The organism is Nocardia flavorosea NBRC 108225, assembly GCF_001613385.1.
Classification (GTDB): domain Bacteria; phylum Actinomycetota; class Actinomycetes; order Mycobacteriales; family Mycobacteriaceae; genus Nocardia; species Nocardia flavorosea.
The window spans coordinates 164,739-184,695 of sequence record NZ_BDCG01000015.1 but is presented as its reverse complement, the minus strand read 5'-3'; the positions used below and the strand labels follow the sequence as shown (position 1 = coordinate 184,695).

7 protein-coding genes are annotated in these 19,957 nt (G+C 67.6%); 1 reads left to right on the top strand and 6 read right to left on the bottom strand.

What is annotated here, in order from left to right; translation table 11 throughout:
• Positions 1-643 precede the first annotated feature (643 nt).
• Positions 644-991: a toxin-antitoxin system YwqK family antitoxin gene (locus NFL01S_RS19095; RefSeq protein WP_062977171.1), complete on the top strand. Its 348-nt coding sequence runs from the start codon at positions 644-646 to the stop codon at positions 989-991.
• A gap of 9 nt (positions 992-1,000) precedes the next feature.
• On the opposite strand, the gene NFL01S_RS19090 is transcribed toward NFL01S_RS19095, so the two are convergent.
• The 6 genes from NFL01S_RS19090 to NFL01S_RS19065 all read right to left on the bottom strand — a co-directional run bounded on the left by NFL01S_RS19090 (position 1,001) and on the right by NFL01S_RS19065 (position 19,951).
• Positions 1,001-1,795, bottom strand: coding sequence for an ESX secretion-associated protein EspG (locus NFL01S_RS19090; RefSeq protein WP_062977170.1), 795 nt, complete (start codon positions 1,793-1,795; stop codon positions 1,001-1,003).
• Positions 1,792-3,588 (bottom strand): hypothetical protein, encoded by a 1,797-nt coding sequence (locus NFL01S_RS19085; protein WP_062977168.1) that lies wholly within the window; start codon positions 3,586-3,588, stop codon positions 1,792-1,794. Before NFL01S_RS19085 ends, NFL01S_RS19090 begins: the two co-directional genes overlap by 4 nt.
• A gap of 279 nt (positions 3,589-3,867) precedes the next feature.
• Entirely contained in the window at positions 3,868-5,436 is a 1,569-nt protein-coding gene (locus NFL01S_RS19080; protein WP_245670783.1) for a hypothetical protein, read from the bottom strand.
• Positions 5,437-5,446: 10 nt separating this feature from the next.
• The gene (locus NFL01S_RS19075) at positions 5,447-5,887 is read right to left on the bottom strand and encodes a TY-Chap domain-containing protein (protein ID WP_062977164.1); all 441 of its coding nucleotides are present in this window, start codon (positions 5,885-5,887) and stop codon (positions 5,447-5,449) included.
• A complete protein-coding gene (locus tag NFL01S_RS19070) occupies positions 5,884-6,375 on the bottom strand; it encodes a DUF6301 family protein (RefSeq protein ID WP_062977162.1) in 492 nt (163 codons plus the stop codon). The genes NFL01S_RS19075 and NFL01S_RS19070 overlap by 4 nt, the downstream gene beginning before the upstream one ends.
• A gap of 136 nt (positions 6,376-6,511) precedes the next feature.
• Positions 6,512-19,951: a WXG100-like domain-containing protein gene (locus NFL01S_RS19065; protein ID WP_062977159.1), complete on the bottom strand. Its 13,440-nt coding sequence runs from the start codon at positions 19,949-19,951 to the stop codon at positions 6,512-6,514.
• Positions 19,952-19,957: the final 6 nt, after the last annotated feature.

Here is a 19,957-nt window from a genome sequence, read left to right as displayed (position 1 = left end):
GAACTCCGTTCCACCGGCGCGGTCGCTGCCGAGCCCGAGCGTGAACCGCTCCCGGACCGTGGTCACGAGAAGTGTGGATCGCGCAGGTGAACCGGGGGTTACCAACCAGTATGGCAAATGGCGGACATCCGTGCATACTCGGATAACGAGACGTTCCGGAAACTGGTTGCCACCGCTGGGGATATGTCTCACACTCGGCCGTCCTGCCCGGATATACGCTGTGACAGTCCAATCCCGGGACTCCCACCCCCGGACCCCACAACTGAACAACAACCCTGCCGATACGGCCCGCGTCGGCATGCTGCGCCGCGGCACAGCCCGATCGCGGCCGGTCGGCGATATGCGCTGCACTCACAGACGGAAATCGCATCCCCACAGAACCCTCCTGACCTTCTGCGCTCCCCACGGCGGTGCGTCACCCCATATCGCTCGACCGGGTTTTCCCGACCTGCGCCACGTCTGTTAACAGTGTGCCTGTCGATCCGGCCATGCCGGAAGTCTTTTCGCGCCGCAACGCGATTACCCCAGGACGACGCGAGAGCGGCGCATGTACACATATCCGCCGCGCCGACCACGGATCGCCGGATTCGCCCCTCGGGCCCGATAACCTGATCTACGTGTACGAACGGACGGAAGATCCGCAATGAGGCGTATCGACCTGAACTCGGACGCCACCTCGATCGGCGACGATCTACGGCTCGAGTACGGCGGCGAACCGTTCACCGGTGAGGTGGTAGAGGAACTCGCACCAGGACAGCTGCTGTCCCAGGAGTTCTACGTCGACGGCCTCCCTCACGGCAGCACCCGCGAATGGTGGCCGGACGGCCGGTTGAAGTCCGAAGGTGAGAACTATCGGGGCAGACCGTGCGGAGTGATGCGACGCTGGCACCCGGACGGACGGCCGGCCACGGCGACCCTCTACGACAACCACGGCGCATCCGTGGCCGTCCGGGACTGGGCCCACCTCGGACTGCAGGCGCCGAGCCCTTGAGGCTACGCGTCAATTTCCCAGACTGGTCCGCTCGTCCTTGATCGCCCGCACGACATCCGCGATCTGGCGGTTGAGCACACCCACCATACGTTTGCGGTCCACCGCCAGCACGGTCGCCGGATTTCCCGAGACGATCAGGTAGCGGCCGTCGCCGGTGATATCACGCCAGCCGAGGCTGCGCCGCCGGATTCCACGCGGACCGAGTCGAGAGTATCCCTGCGCAACCGTTATCGTCCCGGTCAGATCGGCCGGTGCGGCGCCGAACGATTCGCCCATCACAGCCGGCTCGTCGCCACGATGCAGCACTGCCGGGCCGGTACGAGGCCGATCCATTCGATCCCCTCCGGCGCCGCCGGCGAATGTGAAATCCGGTTGCCGCCCCGCCCCGACCTCGGGTAGGGCAGCGACCACGGCATCGGCCAGACCAATCACACCGTGCTCGGTCATGGTGAATCCTTCGGCGTGCCACAGGGTCTGCCCCGGCGTCTGGATCACCATATGTGCGTTATCGCCCTTGCGTGCGGCCAGAATCCTGATGGAGCGTTCGGCATTCTGCAGATCGTGACCATCGAACCCGCGTACCACGATTCGGATATCCGGTTGTGCCATGGTCGCCAAGATTTCCGCCAGTTCCGGTCCGCAGCGCGATCGGACTCGCTCGGCCGCCTCGATCCGCGCGCGCCGGTGATCACGGTGGCGGCCGGGCTCACTGGTGAATACGAAAGGTTCCGGAAGGTACCCCTCTTTCGTCGATTCCCAGGCCGCAACGAATTCGATATCCGTGAACGTCCACGTACGACTCACTGGTCGACCACCGGTTTGGCAACGATCGCCGGATCGCCGAGTCCTTCCTCGAGCCATTCGGTGGAATCCAGATAATCGGCGCGCTTGTGATCCTTCTGCTGTGCGCCCTGCGCGCCCCCGCCGGCACCACCACCGCCCATCGGCATCCCGCCCATGGGGGCACTCTGTCCCGTCGACGCCGCGGCGACGCCCGTGAACTGCCCGCTCGCCACACCTGTCGCGACAGAGGCCCGTGGGAAGAGCTTCGCCGCTTTCTCCACATTCGGTGCCGGTGGCGCCTTCACACCCCCCGGCGCCGCAGGACTACTCCCGCCCGCTCCGCCGCCTAGACCGGAGGGGAGCTTGCCTGCCTTTTGGAGAGCGGACTGGTAGTTTTTTACCGCGTCCTGTAATGCAGGCATCCCCGGAAGACCCGTGATACCAGCTTGTTGCAGGGCCTGCTGAGCCGCGGTGGACAACTGCTGGCCCATCTGCCCGAGTTGCTGCAGCCCCTGCTGCGCCGCCTGCATCAGGGGCTGAGTGCTCGACTGCTGCTGAAGGGCCTGCTGCTGTTGCTGAAGTGCGGCCCGCTGTTGCTGGGCCTGGGTTTCGAGCTCCCGCTGTGCGGCCAGCAGCTCCTGACGTTGCTGTCCGATCTGGTCGAGCGCGGCCTGCTGTTGCTGTTGCTGATTCTGTCCGCCACCACCGCCACCGCCGGTGCCACCGCCGCCGTTACCGCCGTTGTTGTTCCCCCCGTTGTTTCCACCGTCCTGACCGGGTTTGGTGGGCGGAACCGGATCGGGGAGTATCGCGATCTTGGCGTCGGTGAGCTCCAGTCCAGGAAGGTATGCCTCCTCCATCGCCCTGATGGCCGCCTGACGTCGCGCTTCCTTTTCCTTCTGCACATAGGACGCGCTGGTGGTGGTCTCTCCCTCGTCGAGGCCGGGAGCATCCCATTGGCCCATCTCGTACCAGGTCGCCGACAGCCACTGTGACGCGTACTCCAGGTTGTCGCCGATCAAGTTCATATTGGCGACCAGTTTGTCGGTGTCCGCGCCGTAGGCGGTGACGGCTCCGCGAGCCGCCTCGGCTCCGCCTTCGACGCCGGGACTACGCCACGAATTCTGGGTCGAGATCATCTTGTTGACCAGATCGTCGAACTTCTCGTTCAATTGCCCTGCCAGCCATCGCCAATCGGCGGCGGCCTGCGCGATCTTCACAAAGGTGAAATCACCGGTGCTTCCGAACGACTCCTGCATCGACTCGTAGCGTTCGAAGGAGAGAGAATGCGGATCCTCACCGTGTACCTGCGCAGATTCGAACTCCACACCGTCGGCCGGGTTGTGCAGGCTTCTCGGCATACCGCCGCCGTCTTCCGTCAGCCCCGGATAGACGAACCCGGGCACATTGGTGGTTTCCTCCAGCTTCGGCCCCGGCCGATCACTCAGCGAGCCCGGTGTATCCACCCGATCGATATCGAGCGCGGAGTCGTCGTCGGTATCCGAATAGGCTTTTCCCGCGGCGATGAACGTATCCATCATATCGTTGAGGATGGTTTCGTGATCGTCGAGGATTTCGCGTAGTTCCCGGCCTTTCTGATTGAATCGCTCGGCCAGCGCCTCACTCGATCCCAGATTGCTGGGTGGCGCCAGCGAATCGACGAGATCCACTTTGCCGCGCACAGCCAGCACCCGGCCGAGCACCTCGTTACACTCCCCCGCCAGGTCCTCGACCACTCCGGACTGGAGTTCCAGCGCTCCACTTTCGGCCTGGGACGACAGGCCCGACCATGGGTTGGCGGGTTCAGGTGCCATAGCACGTGCTCCTGCGAACTCGAAACTCGACAGTACGTAGGTCTCTTGCACTCGGCATCGGGTACAGCGGCCCGCGGTCGTGGACCCGATATGCCATTACAGCAATTCCGGTGTTCCACACCATGCGCGCCTCCTCACAACTCGACACCCCGAACGCAGCACGGACCTCTTCCGAGCGTACCGCCGGGCTGCTACGCCCGCCCGACCTGTTTCTGAACAGACATCGACGTTTCGGTGCGCCGGAAAGCCACTGCCCGGTCCGATCATCTGGCCCGGCGCCTACGTGAGGGCACGATTCCGTTCCCGGAAGCGCCGTTCGAAATCCGGGAGATACTGCGACGGGGCGACCGAGGACGACGAACGTTCCAGCACTCCGTCATCCGCCACATAGAAGATCGCCCGCCCGATCGCGATCTCCCCCGGGTCCACCGGTACGTACACCATCCATCCTGCGGATATCCGGTCGGCACGCAGGTCGTCCACGCGGTACGCGGCGGTATCCGCCCCACGGTCGGTCAAATGCCGGGCGACTCGGTCGACGGCATCGGTGGCGGCAATCGGCTCGGGGGCTGTCACGCCACCCAACAAGAGCTGGTAAAACGCGTTTTCGAGGTCGAAAGACCCCGCCGTGCCGAAAACTTCCACCAGCGCGTCGCGTGTCACCTCCCCTACCTCAGCCGCGGCGATCAGGGTGCCGACCCCGGTACGCTGCCGCTCGGTGGGTTGCTCGCCGAGCAGACCGGTCACTATCCGGGCGACGGTATCGGTGGTCCACAGGCCGGGAAGAGCCTCGGCGCAATCGCCGGGATCCGGTGAATCGCCGCGATACCATCGGCCGTGGTCCCACCAGTAGCAAAAGGTCAGCAGGCCTCTGTTCGCACGGTGGTTGAGTACCGGGTCGGCAACCCAAAAGGGTGCGCCCCGATACAGTTCGGGCAGGGTTTCGCCCCGGTTGTAGGCGGCGTCCAGTTCCGGCGCGTCCCACCGACCGCCGGAAAGCACCGCGCGGCCACCGGGCAGTGTGTATAGCGAACAACCGCTGCGCTTTGCGCCTTCGAACCAGCGCATCGCCGGCATCAAGCGCGGACCCCACTGCGAGCGAGCCGCGACGAATGCCGCGGAAAGCACCGCCCAGCGCGCCGTCATCACCGGCAGCGGCGGAAGCAAACCGCCATCTGCCGCTGTGCCGATACCCGCTTCACCGGCCGCGGCGGCGGCCACCTCCGGCGGGCGAAGCTGCCGACCTGCGTGACGAACATGGGCAGCCAGCCAGACCGGCAGCTTTTCGCGCGGATACGCCTCGAGGTCGGCGCGGTACGCCTCGGGAGCGAAGAGCTGGTCGTCCGGGAACGGTTCGGTACCGAAGTCGTAGTCGACCTCGATGCGGCCTTCGCCGGTGAGTGTCAAGAGCAGGCGCCACCAGGGTCCGTCGCCGAATCCGGACGACAGACGCCGATGGTCACGGACCAGTGTCATGACCTCCGGTGACGGGGTCGTACGCGCTACGAGCTGCTGGTTTTCATCGGTATAGAGGGCGGTTCCGGTGCTCGCGACCACAGTCGCCGCGAACACCGCGTCCAGCCGCTGCCAGCCGGCCGGGCCGTCGGCAGCCAGTTTCCGGGCGACCTGGTGCATCAGGGCTCTGGCCTGCGCAGCGACATCCGGGGACCCACCCAGCGTGAAGCCCAGGTCTGGTTCGTCTGCGGGGACTGTCGAGCCGGGACCGGACGCTTCGGGACCCGGTGCGGTTGCCGGCCCCGGAAGCGGCCGATCGCCGGGCGCCTCGGATGCTCCGGCGGGGCGCGATGATCCCTCGGATTCCGGCCGCTCCTCGTCTGATCTGCTCATTTCCCGCACCTCACTTCGAGACCCGGCGGAGGCCGAGTCCGGGCAACACCAGATCACGATCCCCGTCCTCGGTATTCCAGGCGTTGTAGACGAGGTCGGCCGGCTCGGCGATCTCGAAAACTCGGCGCAATCCGATCAACACAATGGACACCAGATCCCGGTACCGCTGCGGTGTCAACGGCCAGGGGTACTCGATCCACCAGTTGTCGGTGTGATACCTGTCGGGACGCCGCCACCCGGCCTCGGCCAGCAGCCGGGCGCCCGAATCACCGGTGCGGTTCTCCGTGGCCAGCCATTCGTCACCGACGAGTTCGGCATACAGCAGGTCGTCGAACTGCCGGAACTGTGCATACCTCGAACCTCCGGCTTCGACTATCGTCAGTATCGCGCCGGCAGGCAGACCGGCCAGCTGCTCGGCCAATCCCGCGGCGAATTCCGGCCATTCGGTCACGGCAGCCCCTGTTGCTCCAGCTCTTCGATCAGATCCTCGCGTGCGAGCACCTCATTGGTCACCAAGTGCAGCGCTACCGAGACCCCGGAATCGCGTAACACGGTCGTCGTTGCCGGGCCGGCCCAGCGCACCCGCGGATTCACGCCCGGCACCCGTGTGGTGGGCGCTCCGAATTCGGCACTCAACGCCGCCGTCATCTCGGCGAAGGCGGTACGGGTGCGATCGCGGCCCGCCGCGTCGTCTGTGGTGTAAGACGTCACCCTGGCCTCGATCTCGGTAGCCACACCGTCCCGGCCGCGAATCCGGCCACTGCCCGGGCCGAGTCCGGTATCGAGGACGACCGCGACCGGCCTGATCCGTTCGATCTGCCAGCCGAGCTCGGCCGCCACCTGCTCCGCGTCCGCCAGCCGCCACGACCAGTCGAGCGCGCGCAGCTTCCGCACCAGCTCGACGAGTTCGGAGTCGGTCAAGGTACGCCACTCCGTCATGAGACCTCCCTGCGGTTCGTTGTCGGCTGCCCCGACCGGATCATATGCCGATGCCAGTCACGGTGAAGTTCCTCGATCCGCCGAATCGGCGCCGCGCGGTGACGCTCGGCACCAGGGCCATCGAGGTGGCCGCGAATCACGTGAACAGCCTTTCGCGAAGCTCGCCGTCCATGAGCACATCGCGGATATACGCGCCGAGATCCATCTCGGGGGGGAATGCGCGGTATGTCAGCTCTGTCGACGTTTCGCCGCCGACCGTAACCGCGAACCGAATGGTCCGCCACGCAACCTGCCCCCACTCCACCTGGGCCGACCCGTCGAGCACAACGTTGCGATCACCGACGCGCAGCCCCAGCCGCCCGTCATGTCCGCGGTAGAACACGACAGGCACTCCACCGAGCTCGCCGTACACCCCGCTCCGGTAACCCCCCAGACCGTGGCCGGCACGCAAAGCCCCGGTTTCCGGATCGAATTCGGCCGGTACGCCTGGTCCGGAGAACGGCCGCACAACCAAACCTGCGCTGTCGGCGGGCCCGCCGGAACGACCGCTTCCTCCGGGGCCCCTTCCGTTCGGACCGAAACGGTCGTGCCGGCGTCCCGGCTGCTGCGCGCCGGAACCGGGCAGTACCGGTGGAGGGACGACGGGTGGTGGAAGCATGCTGCCACCGGCGCCCTCCGGGACCGGCGATCGATGCGATCCAGGCCCGGGGGCGCCGGGACTGTCCGGCGGCCACGACGGACCCGGGAACCTACTCGCCGGCGGATCCGCGGCGGCACCGGGCGGCGCGGCCGGGTAGGGCGATAGCGGCTCCGGATATCCGTGGGGTGGGGTCTCCGGGGCCGGAAGAGCCGGGGTGCCGGGCACATCGGGCAGGCCGGGAAGCGGCGACTCGGGTTGCCGAGGAGGCTGCGGCACCGGAGGCATGGGCTGTGGCCGGCCGGGCTGCTCCGGCACCGGAGGTTGCGGAGAAACAGGCGGAACCGGCGGCTCGGAAGGAACAGGTGGCACAGGCGGAACCGGCGGGACAGGCGGCACAGGCGGCACAGGCGGAACCGGCGGGACAGGCGGCTCCGGTGCCGCAATCGGCGGAACAGGCCACGGTTTCCGTTCGTACCGGTAAGCAGGCGGCATTTCTGCTTCGTAGTCGTGCGGCGGATGCGGAATGTGCGAGCGTAGTGACGAACCCCGCAGCGGTGGCACCGGGCCGGCGGCCCCCGGCTCCACATCGGATCCGTCATCCGGCGGTGGGGTATCGCCGTGGTCGCTCCGCGCGGCCGGCTCACCTGCGGACCCGGATTCACCGAGGTCCGGCGGGGGCTCCGCATGGGTTTCCGAGTCCGCTTGAGGGTTCTCCTCGCCGCCGCGAGCAGGGTCGGCGGAGAGATCGATCACGCGTCGCGCCGCACGTTCGAACCGCTCGACGCGTTCGCGCCAAAGCTGCTGCTCGTCGACCGGCAATGTCCGATCCAGCAGATATTCGACTTCTCCGTCCACCGCCTCATGGGTGGCCGGCGCCGCGTCACGCAGTGGCAGTCCGTGTGCCGCCGCGGTCCGCTCGTCCCGGGCTGCTGCGACCTCGGCACGCTCCTCGACCGGCCCTTCCAGGCCGGCCCGCTCGATCAGTTCCGCGACCGCCGCGATATCGGCGGACCGTTGCACGACCTCGGCGCGTAGTTCCGCCTGGATGCGAGCGAGCTGGTCGGGTGTCAATCGTTCGTCTTTATCCAGTTTGCCGTCACGGTATTTCTCGTAGACCTCGTTCCAGCGGCTCAGTTGCGCGCGGACGTCCGTCAGTTCGGGATCGTCGTCACCGATTTCGCCGCGGCGGTGGCGGGCCAGAACCTCGTCCCAGCGATTCAGGTCGGCGAGGGGTAGTTCGACTCCGATGGTGCGGGCGAAGTCACTGTCTGCCCCACGTTCGGCAGAGGGCGGCAGTGCTGTGCCCGCGTCGAGCACGCCGAGGTTCTCCGGGGCACCGGCCAGCGCGCCGATATCGGCAATGAGATCCAGCAGATGACGCACCGCTTTGTCGTGCATCGGGAGTTCACTGACTCCCACCCGCGGATCGGCGGCGTCCGCGCCGTGGATGCGGTGGTCGAATATATCGATATCGCCCAATGCGCCGAGGTATTCGGTGAGGGCCGCGGCCAGCCGTTCGTTATCACCTTGTCGTGGTGCCAGGTTGCGTATCGTCTCGCCGACCTGGTCGACCGTGTGTACCTGCACTGTCCCGACGAGTGCGTCGAGGCGACGCAGCAGCCGCGCTGTCGCGGTATCGACCGCGGCCGGATCCAGCGCGGCGAGCTCTTTCGCGTAGCCGATGAGATCGTCGATCTGCTGGCTACGGCGGGCGGCCGGGGTATCGGGATGGGCGAGGGTTTCGGCAACCTGCCGTGCCGTCACCGGTTCCGTCGATTCCGGAGCGATCCGGTGGAGCAGGTTTTCGCGGGCCTGCTCGATATCGTGGTAGGTGTCGATATCCCAGGCGGTCCGGGCGTAGTCGATGATCGATTCGATACGCGCGGCGCGGATCTCGTTTTCGGCGCGCAGGATATCGAGTTTCGTGGCGAGCTTGTGCGAATCGGCCAGTTCCTCGACAGACAGTCCGAGACGACGCGCCGCTTCCGGTGCCGCAGTATCGTTCTCCGAATCAGCTGGGAGTTCGCTTCCGGGCGTTTGTTCCGAAGCGGCTGCGGCGGTTTCATCCGGAATCAGCCGCCAACCGGAGCCGTCGTCGATCACGGTGAGTTCCAGTTGCCGGCCCTCGACCACACCGGCGAAATGCCGGACCCGTGGCGTCCCCGCGTCGACGACGGTGATCCGCTCCGGTCCGGCACCACCTTCGGGCAGGGGCTGTCCGGGGCGTGTATCGATGATCTTGTACGTCACTTCCACCGTACCGTCGCCCACCGCAGACGCGAGATCCGGATAGCGCGCCAACGCGCCGGCAAGTATCCGATCGTGTTCCAGCCGGGCGTCGAACACCACCAACCGCATAGGCCCGTCCGCAGCGGATCCGGGTACCAGAGCGAGACCGGCCGGTTCATCGAGCATTGCGCCGCCCTGCGCCAGGACCCACTCCTGTGCGGCCATATCGCCGATCAGTCCGGTCAACTCGGCTATTCCGGCGTCGGCCCGGAGGAATTCGCCGGCGCGTTCGGCGAATTCCGTGAGTTTCTCGGCGGCCGCCTGGATACGGGCCAGCTCAGCGGTCAACGTGGCGGCCAGATTGTCGGCGTCGAGCCTGTTCAGGTCGATATCCCCGAGGATCTGCGCCCAGACGGCCCGCTCGTCCCTGATCTGGTCTCTGCGCAACGCCCGTTCCAGGAAGCTGCGGCGCCCGTCATCGCGACCCGGCTGATCGGAGTCGTAGAGATCGCCCCACTCGCGGCTCGGTTCACCGCCGTTGTTGACTCCACGCCAGTCGAGGAGCCGCGGGTCACCGCCTTGGGCGACGACGACCTCGCGCAGGAACCGGCCCAGCGGGTCGGTATCGAAGAAGGACACACTGTCGCTGTACGGGATATCGGCGTGCTCCGCGTTGTACCGCCGGGCCGCTTCGGCCAGGCCGGTCAGCGCACCTATCCGCCGAGCCTGCTGATACACCAGGTGGTCACGGAGCAGGCGAACAGCGTCCGCCGTCGGTGCGCCGAGTTCGGCACCCAGATCCTGTGCAGCTGCCCGCAGCTCATCGAGCAGGTTGTCTCGGTGAGCCACCGCATCGGACAATTCGGCTATCCATTCGCCGATTTCCCCGGCACTGCGCGGCAGCCGATCGGCTTGTCGGTCCGGCTCCGGCCGATTTGTCTCGGCCTCGTGCGGTACCGCCCGCTCACCGCTGTCTCCCGCCTCGATCGCGGCCTGCCGCCGCAGGTCGTCGAGTTCGACACCGAGTTCGGCCCGCACGAGATCCGGGTCGGCCTCGTCGAGCCAGTACCGGTATTGTTCGCCGTCCTCGGTCGGTGGCGGATCGTATTCGCCACTGCGGTCGGCGACCCGTGAGGTCAGCCGACGCAGTAACGGAAGGACCTCTCGCCTGCGGAACAGCTCGACGGCCTCTTTGACGATCCGTACGGGGTTGAACTTGGTTCCGAGAACCTCGTACTCGTCGCCCGGCGCCGGCGAGGGGTCCTTTTCCTGCCGCAGCGGGACACCCGCCATATCGCTGAGCATCGATTGGCCGGCACTGTCGATTCCGGAACCCGACGGGTACTTCGGCGTCTGTCCCAGGAAGGCGGTATCGCGCAACCACTCCCAGACCCGCCGCAACAGTGACCGCGGCCCCGGCGCGAATTCGGGCTCCGCTCCCGGTACCGGCGCCGGAAACCGTTCGGCTTCCTCAACGCGCCAGGATTCGTCGTCGGCGGCGGCGACCAGCCGCACCCCGACACGGTCTCCCTCGATCTCGACGGTATATCGGCGGGTATCGACGGGCGCCGCCGCGGCCACTGCCTCGTCCGATCGATCGGCTGCGCGAGCCGCATCCGCGAGCACAGCGATATCGCCGGCCATCCGGTGCGTACGAGCGCGCGCTTCGGCCGCCACAGTGTCCGGATCCCTGGACAGTGCCGCCGGATCGATCCCGAGTCGCCGGGCCCAGGCAGTACGGGCCGACTCGAGCTGGGACCGCGCGCGCGGCTCCGGTTCGGCGAGTACCCGCTGATTCGCCGCGGCCAATGCCTCGACCGCCGCCGCCCGCAGCAGCACGCGATAGCGCAACTCCGATATGGTCGCGCCCAGGTGCTCCGGTGTCAGTGCGGCAGTGTCCAGCCCGAAAGCACGGGCCAGCACCGTCACCGTCTCCTGTGCGGACTCCACCCGCGGCATCCCTCGCGCCGGTTCCGGTGTATCGGCGGTGGAATACTCCGGTGCTCCCTCGGGCCGGGGTCGCATCGACTCGCCCGCCCTCGCCTCGGCCCCGATCGGGGGAACCGCCTCTGCCGTGGGCAGCGCGTTGCGCGCAGGCTCTTCTACCGGCAGCCCGGCACGCCGAAGTTCCTCGCGGATCCCTCGAGCGGTTTCGGGATCGGCCTCGTTGTGCCAGTACTCCTCGCCGCCGTAACGCTCGGTCGCGGTGAGCTCGGCGAAATCGGCGGGGTAACGCATCCGTGGAGCGTTTTCCACATCGTCGAGGAAGCCGCGCGCGCGGGCGATTTCAGCCAGTTCGGCGAGCGCGGCAGCGGGATCTCGCAGCTCACCGAAAACTGCTTCGAGCCCGAGCGCGGCAGCGAATCGGCGTATCCGTTCGGCATCGCCGCCTGCGGGCGTTCGCGCATCGAGTTGAGCGGGCCGGTCTGCTTCGGCACGCAGGAATGCCGCGAGATCACGCAGCGGATCGCCCGTGAAAGGAGCACTTCCGCCGGATTCATCCGCGGGCCGGGGCGGTCCGCCCGGTGCTGACCCGTCCGATCCCGCACCGCTACCGGACTGCTCCCCCTCCTCCGGCGGGCTCTGGACACCCTGCGCCGGGGCCGGTTCATGAGCGGGCGCTTCATCGGTTCGGGGCCGCGCCTCCCCGCCGGACGATGTGGGCGGACGTTGCGGCGGCGTACCCGGGGCGTGTGGTAACCCATCAGGATCTTCCGGTGGCGCCGGCGGTTGTGGTGTGTCCGGCGGGGTCTCACCGTCCCCGGGATCCAGCATCCGATGCAACCACTCCACCCGCTCCGCGGCCATCCGCGCGGACCATTCCGCCAGCTCCGCCCGCTGCCCCGCGGCCCAGTTCTCTGGGTCGGCGTCCGCCAGGCGGCGTAGCTGCGTGGCCCGCCACTCCGCCCGCCACGCGGCTCGATCTGCGTGCACACGACGCAGCCAATCGACCCGTTCCCGCTCCATCTTCACCAGCCACTGCGCCTGTTCGGCATGGAACCGGAGCAAGTTCTCGCCCGGATGTGCGGCCGCCATTTCCCGGTACCAGTCGGCATGGTCGGCCGCCATCCGGGCCGCCCATTCGGCTTGCTCCAGCTCCATCCGGTCGAACCAGGCCGCATCCGGGCCGTCCGGATCGTCCAGATCGCCAACCGGACGCGACTCGTGCCGATCCCTGCCCAGCGCGGATTCGTCCCCTGCGGTCCCGGGAGATCTTTCGGGCTCGTCCGGGTCCGGCGACAAAGACGGTCCGGCGGGTACAGGCGGATCCGGTGGTGTGCCGTCACCTGCCGAGCCCACGGCGGGGGCCGGCCCCGGGGTGTAGTCCGGACCGTCCGGCGAATGCGGCGGAGCCGGCCCCGGCTCCGGGGGAAGCAGTGGGTGCCGCTGCACCGGTTCCGGAGCGTAGGGCCGGCCGGCCCGCCAACCGGTCAGCGGCGGACGGTCTGCGTCCCAGTGATAACCGAGCCGAATCGCATGGGCGTTGGCTTGTTTCCAGGTGGCCAGCGGATGGTCGGTCAGGTACTGGGCTTCGATCAACGCATCGCGCAGCAACACGAAATCCTGCGGTAGCGGCGTACCGGCCTGCAGCCGGTTCCATGCCTCCGCGACATCGGCGAGCTGATCCATCGGCCGCATCACGAAACCCGCTGCGGGGTCGGTGTAGTCCCGGACCCGGTGTTCGTCGCGCATCAGATGGTTCTTTATGCGGAGCAGGTTGTCCCGGGTGAACTCGGGGACCTCGACTCGCATATGCGGGGCCAGGCGATCGACGATGGCGTCGGGGTCGACCAGGCGCACGATCTCGTCCGGATCGGCTCCCGGCACGATCTCGGCGGGATCGACCACACCCACCAGCATTTCCCGGATCTGTTCGACGGTATGGCGGATCGCGGCGGAGTCCGCGGAAACGAACCGGTCCGCCAGCTCGCCGGCCACCCGGTCGATCGTGATTTCGATACGCGCCAATTGTGCGGGCACGTCACCGTTCGGATCGATTCCGCCGAGTTCGCGGACCAACCGCTCGCGGACCGTATCGATGCCCTCCCGGGCCGCTGCTTGCTGCTCGGACCGCCGATGCCGATCGATCCCCTCGGCGATTCGGTCGATATCGCGATCGTCGCTGCGGAAGCGGTCGTATTCGCCATCCGCCCATTGCTGGACTTCGCGCCATGCCTCGATATCGGTCTCCCATCGGCGGCGCAATCCGTCGGGGATTTCGGCGCCGGCCGGTGGTGGCGTGTGGTCGGTGACATCCCAGCCGCGGTGCAGCGGCTGGACGTCGCGTTCCGGTGGCGCGAACCATTCGTAGTCGCGGAAAACGGTTCCGAAGGGCGGCAGTTTCTGCAGCCAGGGGCGCTCCTGTACCCACCGGCCGATCTCGGGATGCCGCTGGATCCAGCTCTTGACCGCCGGGTGTTTCGGCACCAGCGCCGCCATCAGTAGCAAACGCACGATGTTGTAGGAGTCCGCACCCCAGTGCTGGGTGAATATATCCTTCGGATCGACGCCGGAGGTGTCGTACTGCTGCGGCGCCTGAGGGGCGTTGACCGGCAGAGTGCTTTCCGGAATCTGCCCCGCGGGAACCTCATCGGCCGGGAGCGTGATGTCGTTGACGACGTCGGTCATCGCCCACCCGCTGACGCCGTCGGGCGGGTCTTTGGGGGTGAACTTGTCCGGAGGCGGGTTGTCGTCGCGCCCGGTTCGCCAGCTGGGGCGGCTCGGATCCACGGTGTGCACGGTGCCGTGGCTGTCACGCCAGGTGGTGATATCGAGCCGGCGGCCGGCAACCCAGCCGGTGCTCAGATGCTCCACCTCCGGCGGATCCATGTCCTCCACCCGCCGGTCGCCGGTACGGCCGGCCAGAACTCGCCGGTATTCGACCGTTGTTTCGGGACGCACCATGGCAAGCGCTGCGGCCGGATCGCGGCGCAGCGCGTCGGCCAATGCCGCGTCGTGGTCGCCCCGTGGATCGGCCGGGTTCAGACGCGGGCCGTACACGATGATGCGGGGAGAGTCGCCCTCCACCAGGCCCACACGGTCGGTCACCATCCGGCCGCCCTCGGCTTCCGCGAGCGCCCGCCACGCACCCGCGACGCGGGCCATATCGTCCTGTATCCGGCCGATACGGATGTGTGCGGCGTTCACATCGCGTGCGGCATCCGCCAACCCCTCGAGATCGCGGAGTGTGGCCGCGAGATCATCCGCGGAAAAACGGCCTTCGGTGTGTGCCCGTTCAGCCCGGTCCTGCGCGGCGGCCAGAGTATCGTCCAGCCGGTCTGGAGTCAGCGTCTCCTCCGGGTCACCCACGTCCAGTCGCCCGGCCAGATCGTCGCGCATGGACCGTCGTGGCTTGATCCGGTGCAGTTCGGCGGCGCGATTGCGCGCCAGATGCTCCAGCTCCGCGACGACATCCTCCGGTTGCGGGCGGCCCAGCCCTTCCGGGGCCCGGTCCATACCTGCGATGCGCTCGTCGATCTCGCGAAGTGTGGTGGCGAGATCGTCGAATCGTTCACTGTCGGCGATCAGCTTCTCCAGCAGCGTCCGCCGGTACTCCTGTTCTCGACCACCGACCGGGTGGCGGTCGCTGTGGGGGGCCTCGTCCAGACCCCCCGGGTGATGGATGGTATCGACGCGGGTCTGGACCTCGAGCCCGAGAATCGCTTCCTCGCGCGCATCCGGATCCTGCTCGGCCCAGGTGCTGGGCTCCTCCAGGCCGAGGTTACGCGCGCGATCGGTGAGTTTCGCGCGCAGGAATTCCCGTTCCCTGGTGAGGGCCTGCCGCTCGTTGAGCAAACGGTCGTATTCGACGCGGTCGGCGAACAGCCGTGCCTGGTCCTCGGCCCGAACCAGCTGGGGCATGAGTTCGGCGAGGTCATCCACCCGGCGGCTGTCCGAGGCATCGAGGTCGCGGCCCGCGAGGTCGCGGATCGTCGCCGCGATCCGATCCGGCTCCCAGGCGCCCGAGGCCACCTCGACGCGCAGGTCGCGGGCAATTTCGGCTATCCGGCCGGATAGTTCGTCGCGGCGGGCGATGGCATCGGCCAGGGCATCGTCGAGGGGTGCCGTGGCATCGGGTCGTCGCGCACCGGCGCCTGCCTCCGGACCGTCTTCCTCCGGCGGCTCCGCCCGCGTCTCGGGTTCGGACTCGGTCCCGTCCCGGTCGGGCCCCGATTCGGCCGACAGATCGTCGAGCCGGGTACCGATACGGGTATCCCGGTCGAGTCCGCCGATTCGGTCCATCTCGACCCGCACTCGACCGGGTGGATCCGTGGGATTCAGGTCGAACTCGGCGGCCCGTATCGCACCCTTGTCATTGGCGTGCACCAAGTGGTATTCGATCTCCAGGCTGCCATCACGGTGTGCTGCGAGGAGCTCTTTGCGGGCATCGATGAGTGCCTCGCCGGCCGGGCTCCTCGGATCGATACCGCGGGCCCGCATCTCCTCCAGCGTTTCGGTGAGAAATCGCTGCAGATTCTGATCGAGATTCAGGGTCCTGCGCAGATATTCGGGAGAGCCCTGCTGTGCCCGTTCGATCGCACGGGTCTGTGGGTCGTACACATCAGCTGCTTTGAGTTCCCAGCTCGAACCACCTTTGGCTTCGACCACGATCAGTTTCGGCGGCCGCCCGTTGGTTCCCGGCACCAGGGCCGCGACATCGACAACGTCTCTCCCATCGAAGGCGCCCTTGAACGGGACGAGCAGGATCGCACCGGGCCGTTCGACGGTATCGACGGCGTACGCCATCGCCGCGGCTTCGCCCATATCCTTCGAGGCCTTGACCAGATCCGGCGTCAGATCGTGGAAATCCGCCGACAGTTGCTGGAGTTCGTCGAGGAAATCCTCCCGCTCCGCCAGCTCCTCCGGTGCGCGGCGTTCGGTTTCCGCGAGCATCCGGTCGATCTCGGTCTGGAGCTTACTCTTCGAGAGATGGATGACGTCGTCAGCGGATTGATATCGATTACCCGGTTTCCCGTCGGATCGCTGAGGGATATCGATCCCGTACTGCTGTGCCAGCCTCAGAAACTTTTCCGCATGGTCCCGGACGGCTTCTCGTGCCGTGTTTCGATCGCGGATCACCGCATCCCGGGCCTGCAGCGCCTCCTCCCAGGCTTGCCGCCGTTCGGCCGGGGTGTTCGTATCGTCGATCCGGTGGGGAGTCCACGGTCCTTTGTCCGCTTCGAACTTGTATCCGCTCGTCGTGCTCTGTTGGACATACAACCCGTCCGGGCCGTGCAGGCCGTTCCGCTGGTCCCGGGAGGTGTCCGGCGGGTCGCCCGGCCGGTGCATCTTGTGCGGCGGGTCGTCGTCGCGGTAGGTGCCCTCCGGATCGCCCGGTTCATGGAGCAAACCGTCGGACTCGTCACGGTAGGTGCCCCCGGGGTCACCGGGCTTGTGCAGCAGACCGTCCGCACTCCGGAACGTCTCCGGCGGATCCCCCTCGGCGTGCAACTTCCCGTCTTCGCCGCGGAACATCTCCTCCGGCGACCGTCGCCCGATCCCCGGACCGGAGTCATCGGCAGGCAGCGTCGAGTCGGCGAACGGGTAGCGGTGCCCGGTATCCCACTCTGGCCGCCCGCCGGCAGCCTCCCAGAAGCCGTCGGCCTCGTCCCGGTGGCGGGCCGCGCTCGAATCGGCCTGGTCGGCGTGATCACGGTAGGCCGCCGCATCGTCCGTCCGGCCGGTCGCGTCGAGGCTGTCGGCACGTCCGCGGAGATACTCCGCCCGGTTGGTTTCCAATCGGGCATGAATATCCGCGCGTTCGGCACGCGTCCGTGCCGCGAATTCGTCCGGGGTTTCGCGCGACCGGCGGCTGTCTCCGTAGTCCTGGTCGCCGGCGTGCAGATAGCGTTCGTTGGTGGGGCGGATACGAACATCGGCCGGGCCCGGGCGAATCGCATTGCCCGCGCCGTCGAACAGGATCGCCGAAACCGATCGGAGGTCGACCGGAATATCCGGCGGAAACCCCTTGCGCTGCCCCGCGGCCGGGTCCGACACTTCGATCCGGTATTCCCCGGTCTCTGGGTCCATCCGCACCGTGAGCGAATAGGCGTGCGCGCCGACTCCGTGCTCATCCACCGGAGTTGCGTATTCGTCGACGACCAGAGCCCGCGGACCGCGCCCTTCGGCGATATCGGCGGGTTTCATCTGCGCGGCCATCCGCAGCAGTTCGTCGGCCACGCCCTGGTGTCGCGGCAGGTCCTCGCCCACGCCCGGGAAGTCGTACAGTCGCCCGCCGGCGGCCGCTTCCAATTCGGATCGGGTCATACCACCGGGACCGACCGGGTTCCGGGGTGGTCTGATCCGGTCGCTGCCGGTTTCGCTCTGAATCTCTTCGAGCGTCAGACGCGCGCATTCCCCGCGATTACGCGAGTTGGGCGATACGCCGGACTCGTCCGGAATCCGAACCGGATCGTCGCGCAGACTGCCTTCGTCGCGGCCGGGTGCACTGCCCTCGTCGCCGGCGGGCGTACGCTGCTCGCCCGCGGGTTGCGGGCCACGAGATTCCGCGGGCTGGGATGTGTCACGGGGTCCGGTACCTCGGTCGGCGGTCGTACCGGACGCATCGACTGTGGGCACGGGCACGATATCTCCGGGATCGAGCCGGCCGTCGCGATAGCCGACCCGAACCTCGTCTCGAGGCGAGACCTGTTGCGGATCGGTTCGATCGGCACCATCGGATCCGTGCGGTCCGGTCTCCGTCCGGCCCGCACGGAGACCACTGTCGGCATCCGAATAAGCCGAACGAGTCGAAAGCCCCGCACGCTCACCCGCACCGGCCCGCGGGCGGGTCGCAGCGTCCGTTCCCCCCGGCTGAGTCCGGGACTCCCCCGTCGTGGGAGCGGCGGTCCTCGTCTCGGCCGGAGCAGCGGAGGAATTCGGCGGAGCCTGTGCTGCCGTACTGGCGCCCGCCGCGGCGGGCGTACCCACGCCGGGCTGGGTACCGGACTGCACACCGGTACCCAATGGCGCTCCCGGCGTGGTCGGGCCCGACACGGGACCCGGCGTGTTCACAAGCGGCGGCACAGTGACCGGATCCGCTTCGGCACCGGTGGTTTCCGTAGTCCGGTCGCCCGAACCGGACAGCATCTCGTCGGCGCGTGGCACGACCGGACTGTCGTCCTGCCGGCCGGCGGCGATACCGGGTTCCTCGGCTTGCTGCGGCCGGCTTTCCGGCGAGTCCGTCGGCAGGCCCGCGCCGGATTCGTTCCCGCCGACCTCACTACCGGGGGACTCTCGGTGCCCGCTGGGAGTTTCGGCCTCCGGCCGGGCCGGCTGCGATGCCTCGGCGGTCCGGTCACCCGCGGCCGGGGCGTCGCTGTCTCCACCGGTTTCCGATGTCCTGCCAGGCCCGGACCCGCTGGAATCGTTGCTCTCGGCCGGTAACCGGTCACCTGCGCTGTTGCGCGCCTCGGGTCCCGGTGCCGCCGACCCATCGGCAACCGGGGCAGAAACGCCATGAGGTCCGGCAGCAGCCGATGTCGTCGATCGCCCATCCGGCGCCCCGGCGCCGCCGGAAGTCCGCGCCGCTTCCGAACTCCTCCCGGCTCCGTCCCCGGCTCCGGACGCCCCCGCGCCCGGTGGGAGACCACCGATTCCCGGCCCCGGACCGGTGACCACATCGTTGAACTGAGACATGAACGACTGATTTTCCGGGTTGAACATGCCGACCCCGAGGGAACTGTAAGCATGGTTCGCACCGAATTTGCCCAGTCCGGTGAGCATCCCGTTGGACGCCCCGGCACTGAACATCAGCGGGCTGAACTGACCGGGTAGCGAGGAGTAGGCCTGACTCGCGGCCTCCCCCCAGCTCACCGCGTTCTCCCCCGTGGCACTTGCCACGATCTGCGCCGGAATCGCGGCGCCCAGCCCCGCGCCGGCACCGACAAGGCCCGCGCCGGCCCCGGTGATTCCCGCTTTGAGGTACTGCTGAGGCATGGTCAGCGGCAGCGGGACGCCGCCTGCGTCCACCCCACCCAGCATGTTGTCCAGTCGGCGTCCGAGCATATCCGCGAACGGCCCGGCAGCGGCACCGCCCGCGGCCGAACTCACCGCGGTGACTGCCACCTGATCCCAGTTGATCTCCTCCCGGTGCCCGGCGTCCACCTGGTACTGCTGGATCGCCAGTTCCTGCATCGTGCCGATGATCGTGTCGATCGCGACATGTCGCAGCAGGAAATTTACGACCCGGTTGGCGATCAGCTTGGTAAGGGCTCGGGCGATCGCCTGGACCACCCGCTGTCCGAGAATCCGGACGGCGACCCTGGTCAAGGCAATCGCCGCCCCCTGCACCAAGGGCGCGGTGGGCGGCCAGATCCATGCGGCCGCGAGTTCCGCCGCCAGCAAAGCCAGCGACGAAATGTACATCAACTTGGTGTATTCGATCTCGGTGCCGGTGTTGTAGGCGGAATCACCGATGTTCTCGAAATACTCGGCCAGTTTCGGCAGGGATTGATCCCTGTCGGATCCATCGCCGGAGAGGAGGCTGTCGAAAGCCTTGATCATTTCGTCGACGCCGTCACCCTGCGGATACGCCTCCATCGACGCGTTCTTCGCATCGATGATGTCGGGAACGATATCATCGAGCGCGGCGGCAGCCGTACGCCAATCGTCGCCCAGCCCCCACATTTCGTCTTCGTTTCCGGTGGGCCACTCCACGCCGGCGATGAGGGAAAGACTCTGTGCCCATCCCGGCAGTTCGATCATCTCGAA

What these genes read in the sequence shown, in the direction of transcription:
- NFL01S_RS19095 (WP_062977171.1), top strand. Translation starts at nt 644, where the DNA reads ATGAGGCGTATCGACCTGAACTCGGACGCCACCTCGATCGGCGACGAT.
- NFL01S_RS19085 (WP_062977168.1), bottom strand. Translation starts at nt 3,588, where the DNA reads ATGGCACCTGAACCCGCCAACCCATGGTCGGGCCTGTCGTCCCAGGCC.
- NFL01S_RS19080 (WP_245670783.1), bottom strand. Translation starts at nt 5,436, where the DNA reads ATGAGCAGATCAGACGAGGAGCGGCCGGAATCCGAGGGATCATCGCGC.
- NFL01S_RS19070 (WP_062977162.1), bottom strand. Translation starts at nt 6,375, where the DNA reads ATGACGGAGTGGCGTACCTTGACCGACTCCGAACTCGTCGAGCTGGTG.
- NFL01S_RS19065 (WP_062977159.1), bottom strand. Translation starts at nt 19,951, where the DNA reads ATGATCGAACTGCCGGGATGGGCACAGAGTCTTTCCCTCATCGCCGGC.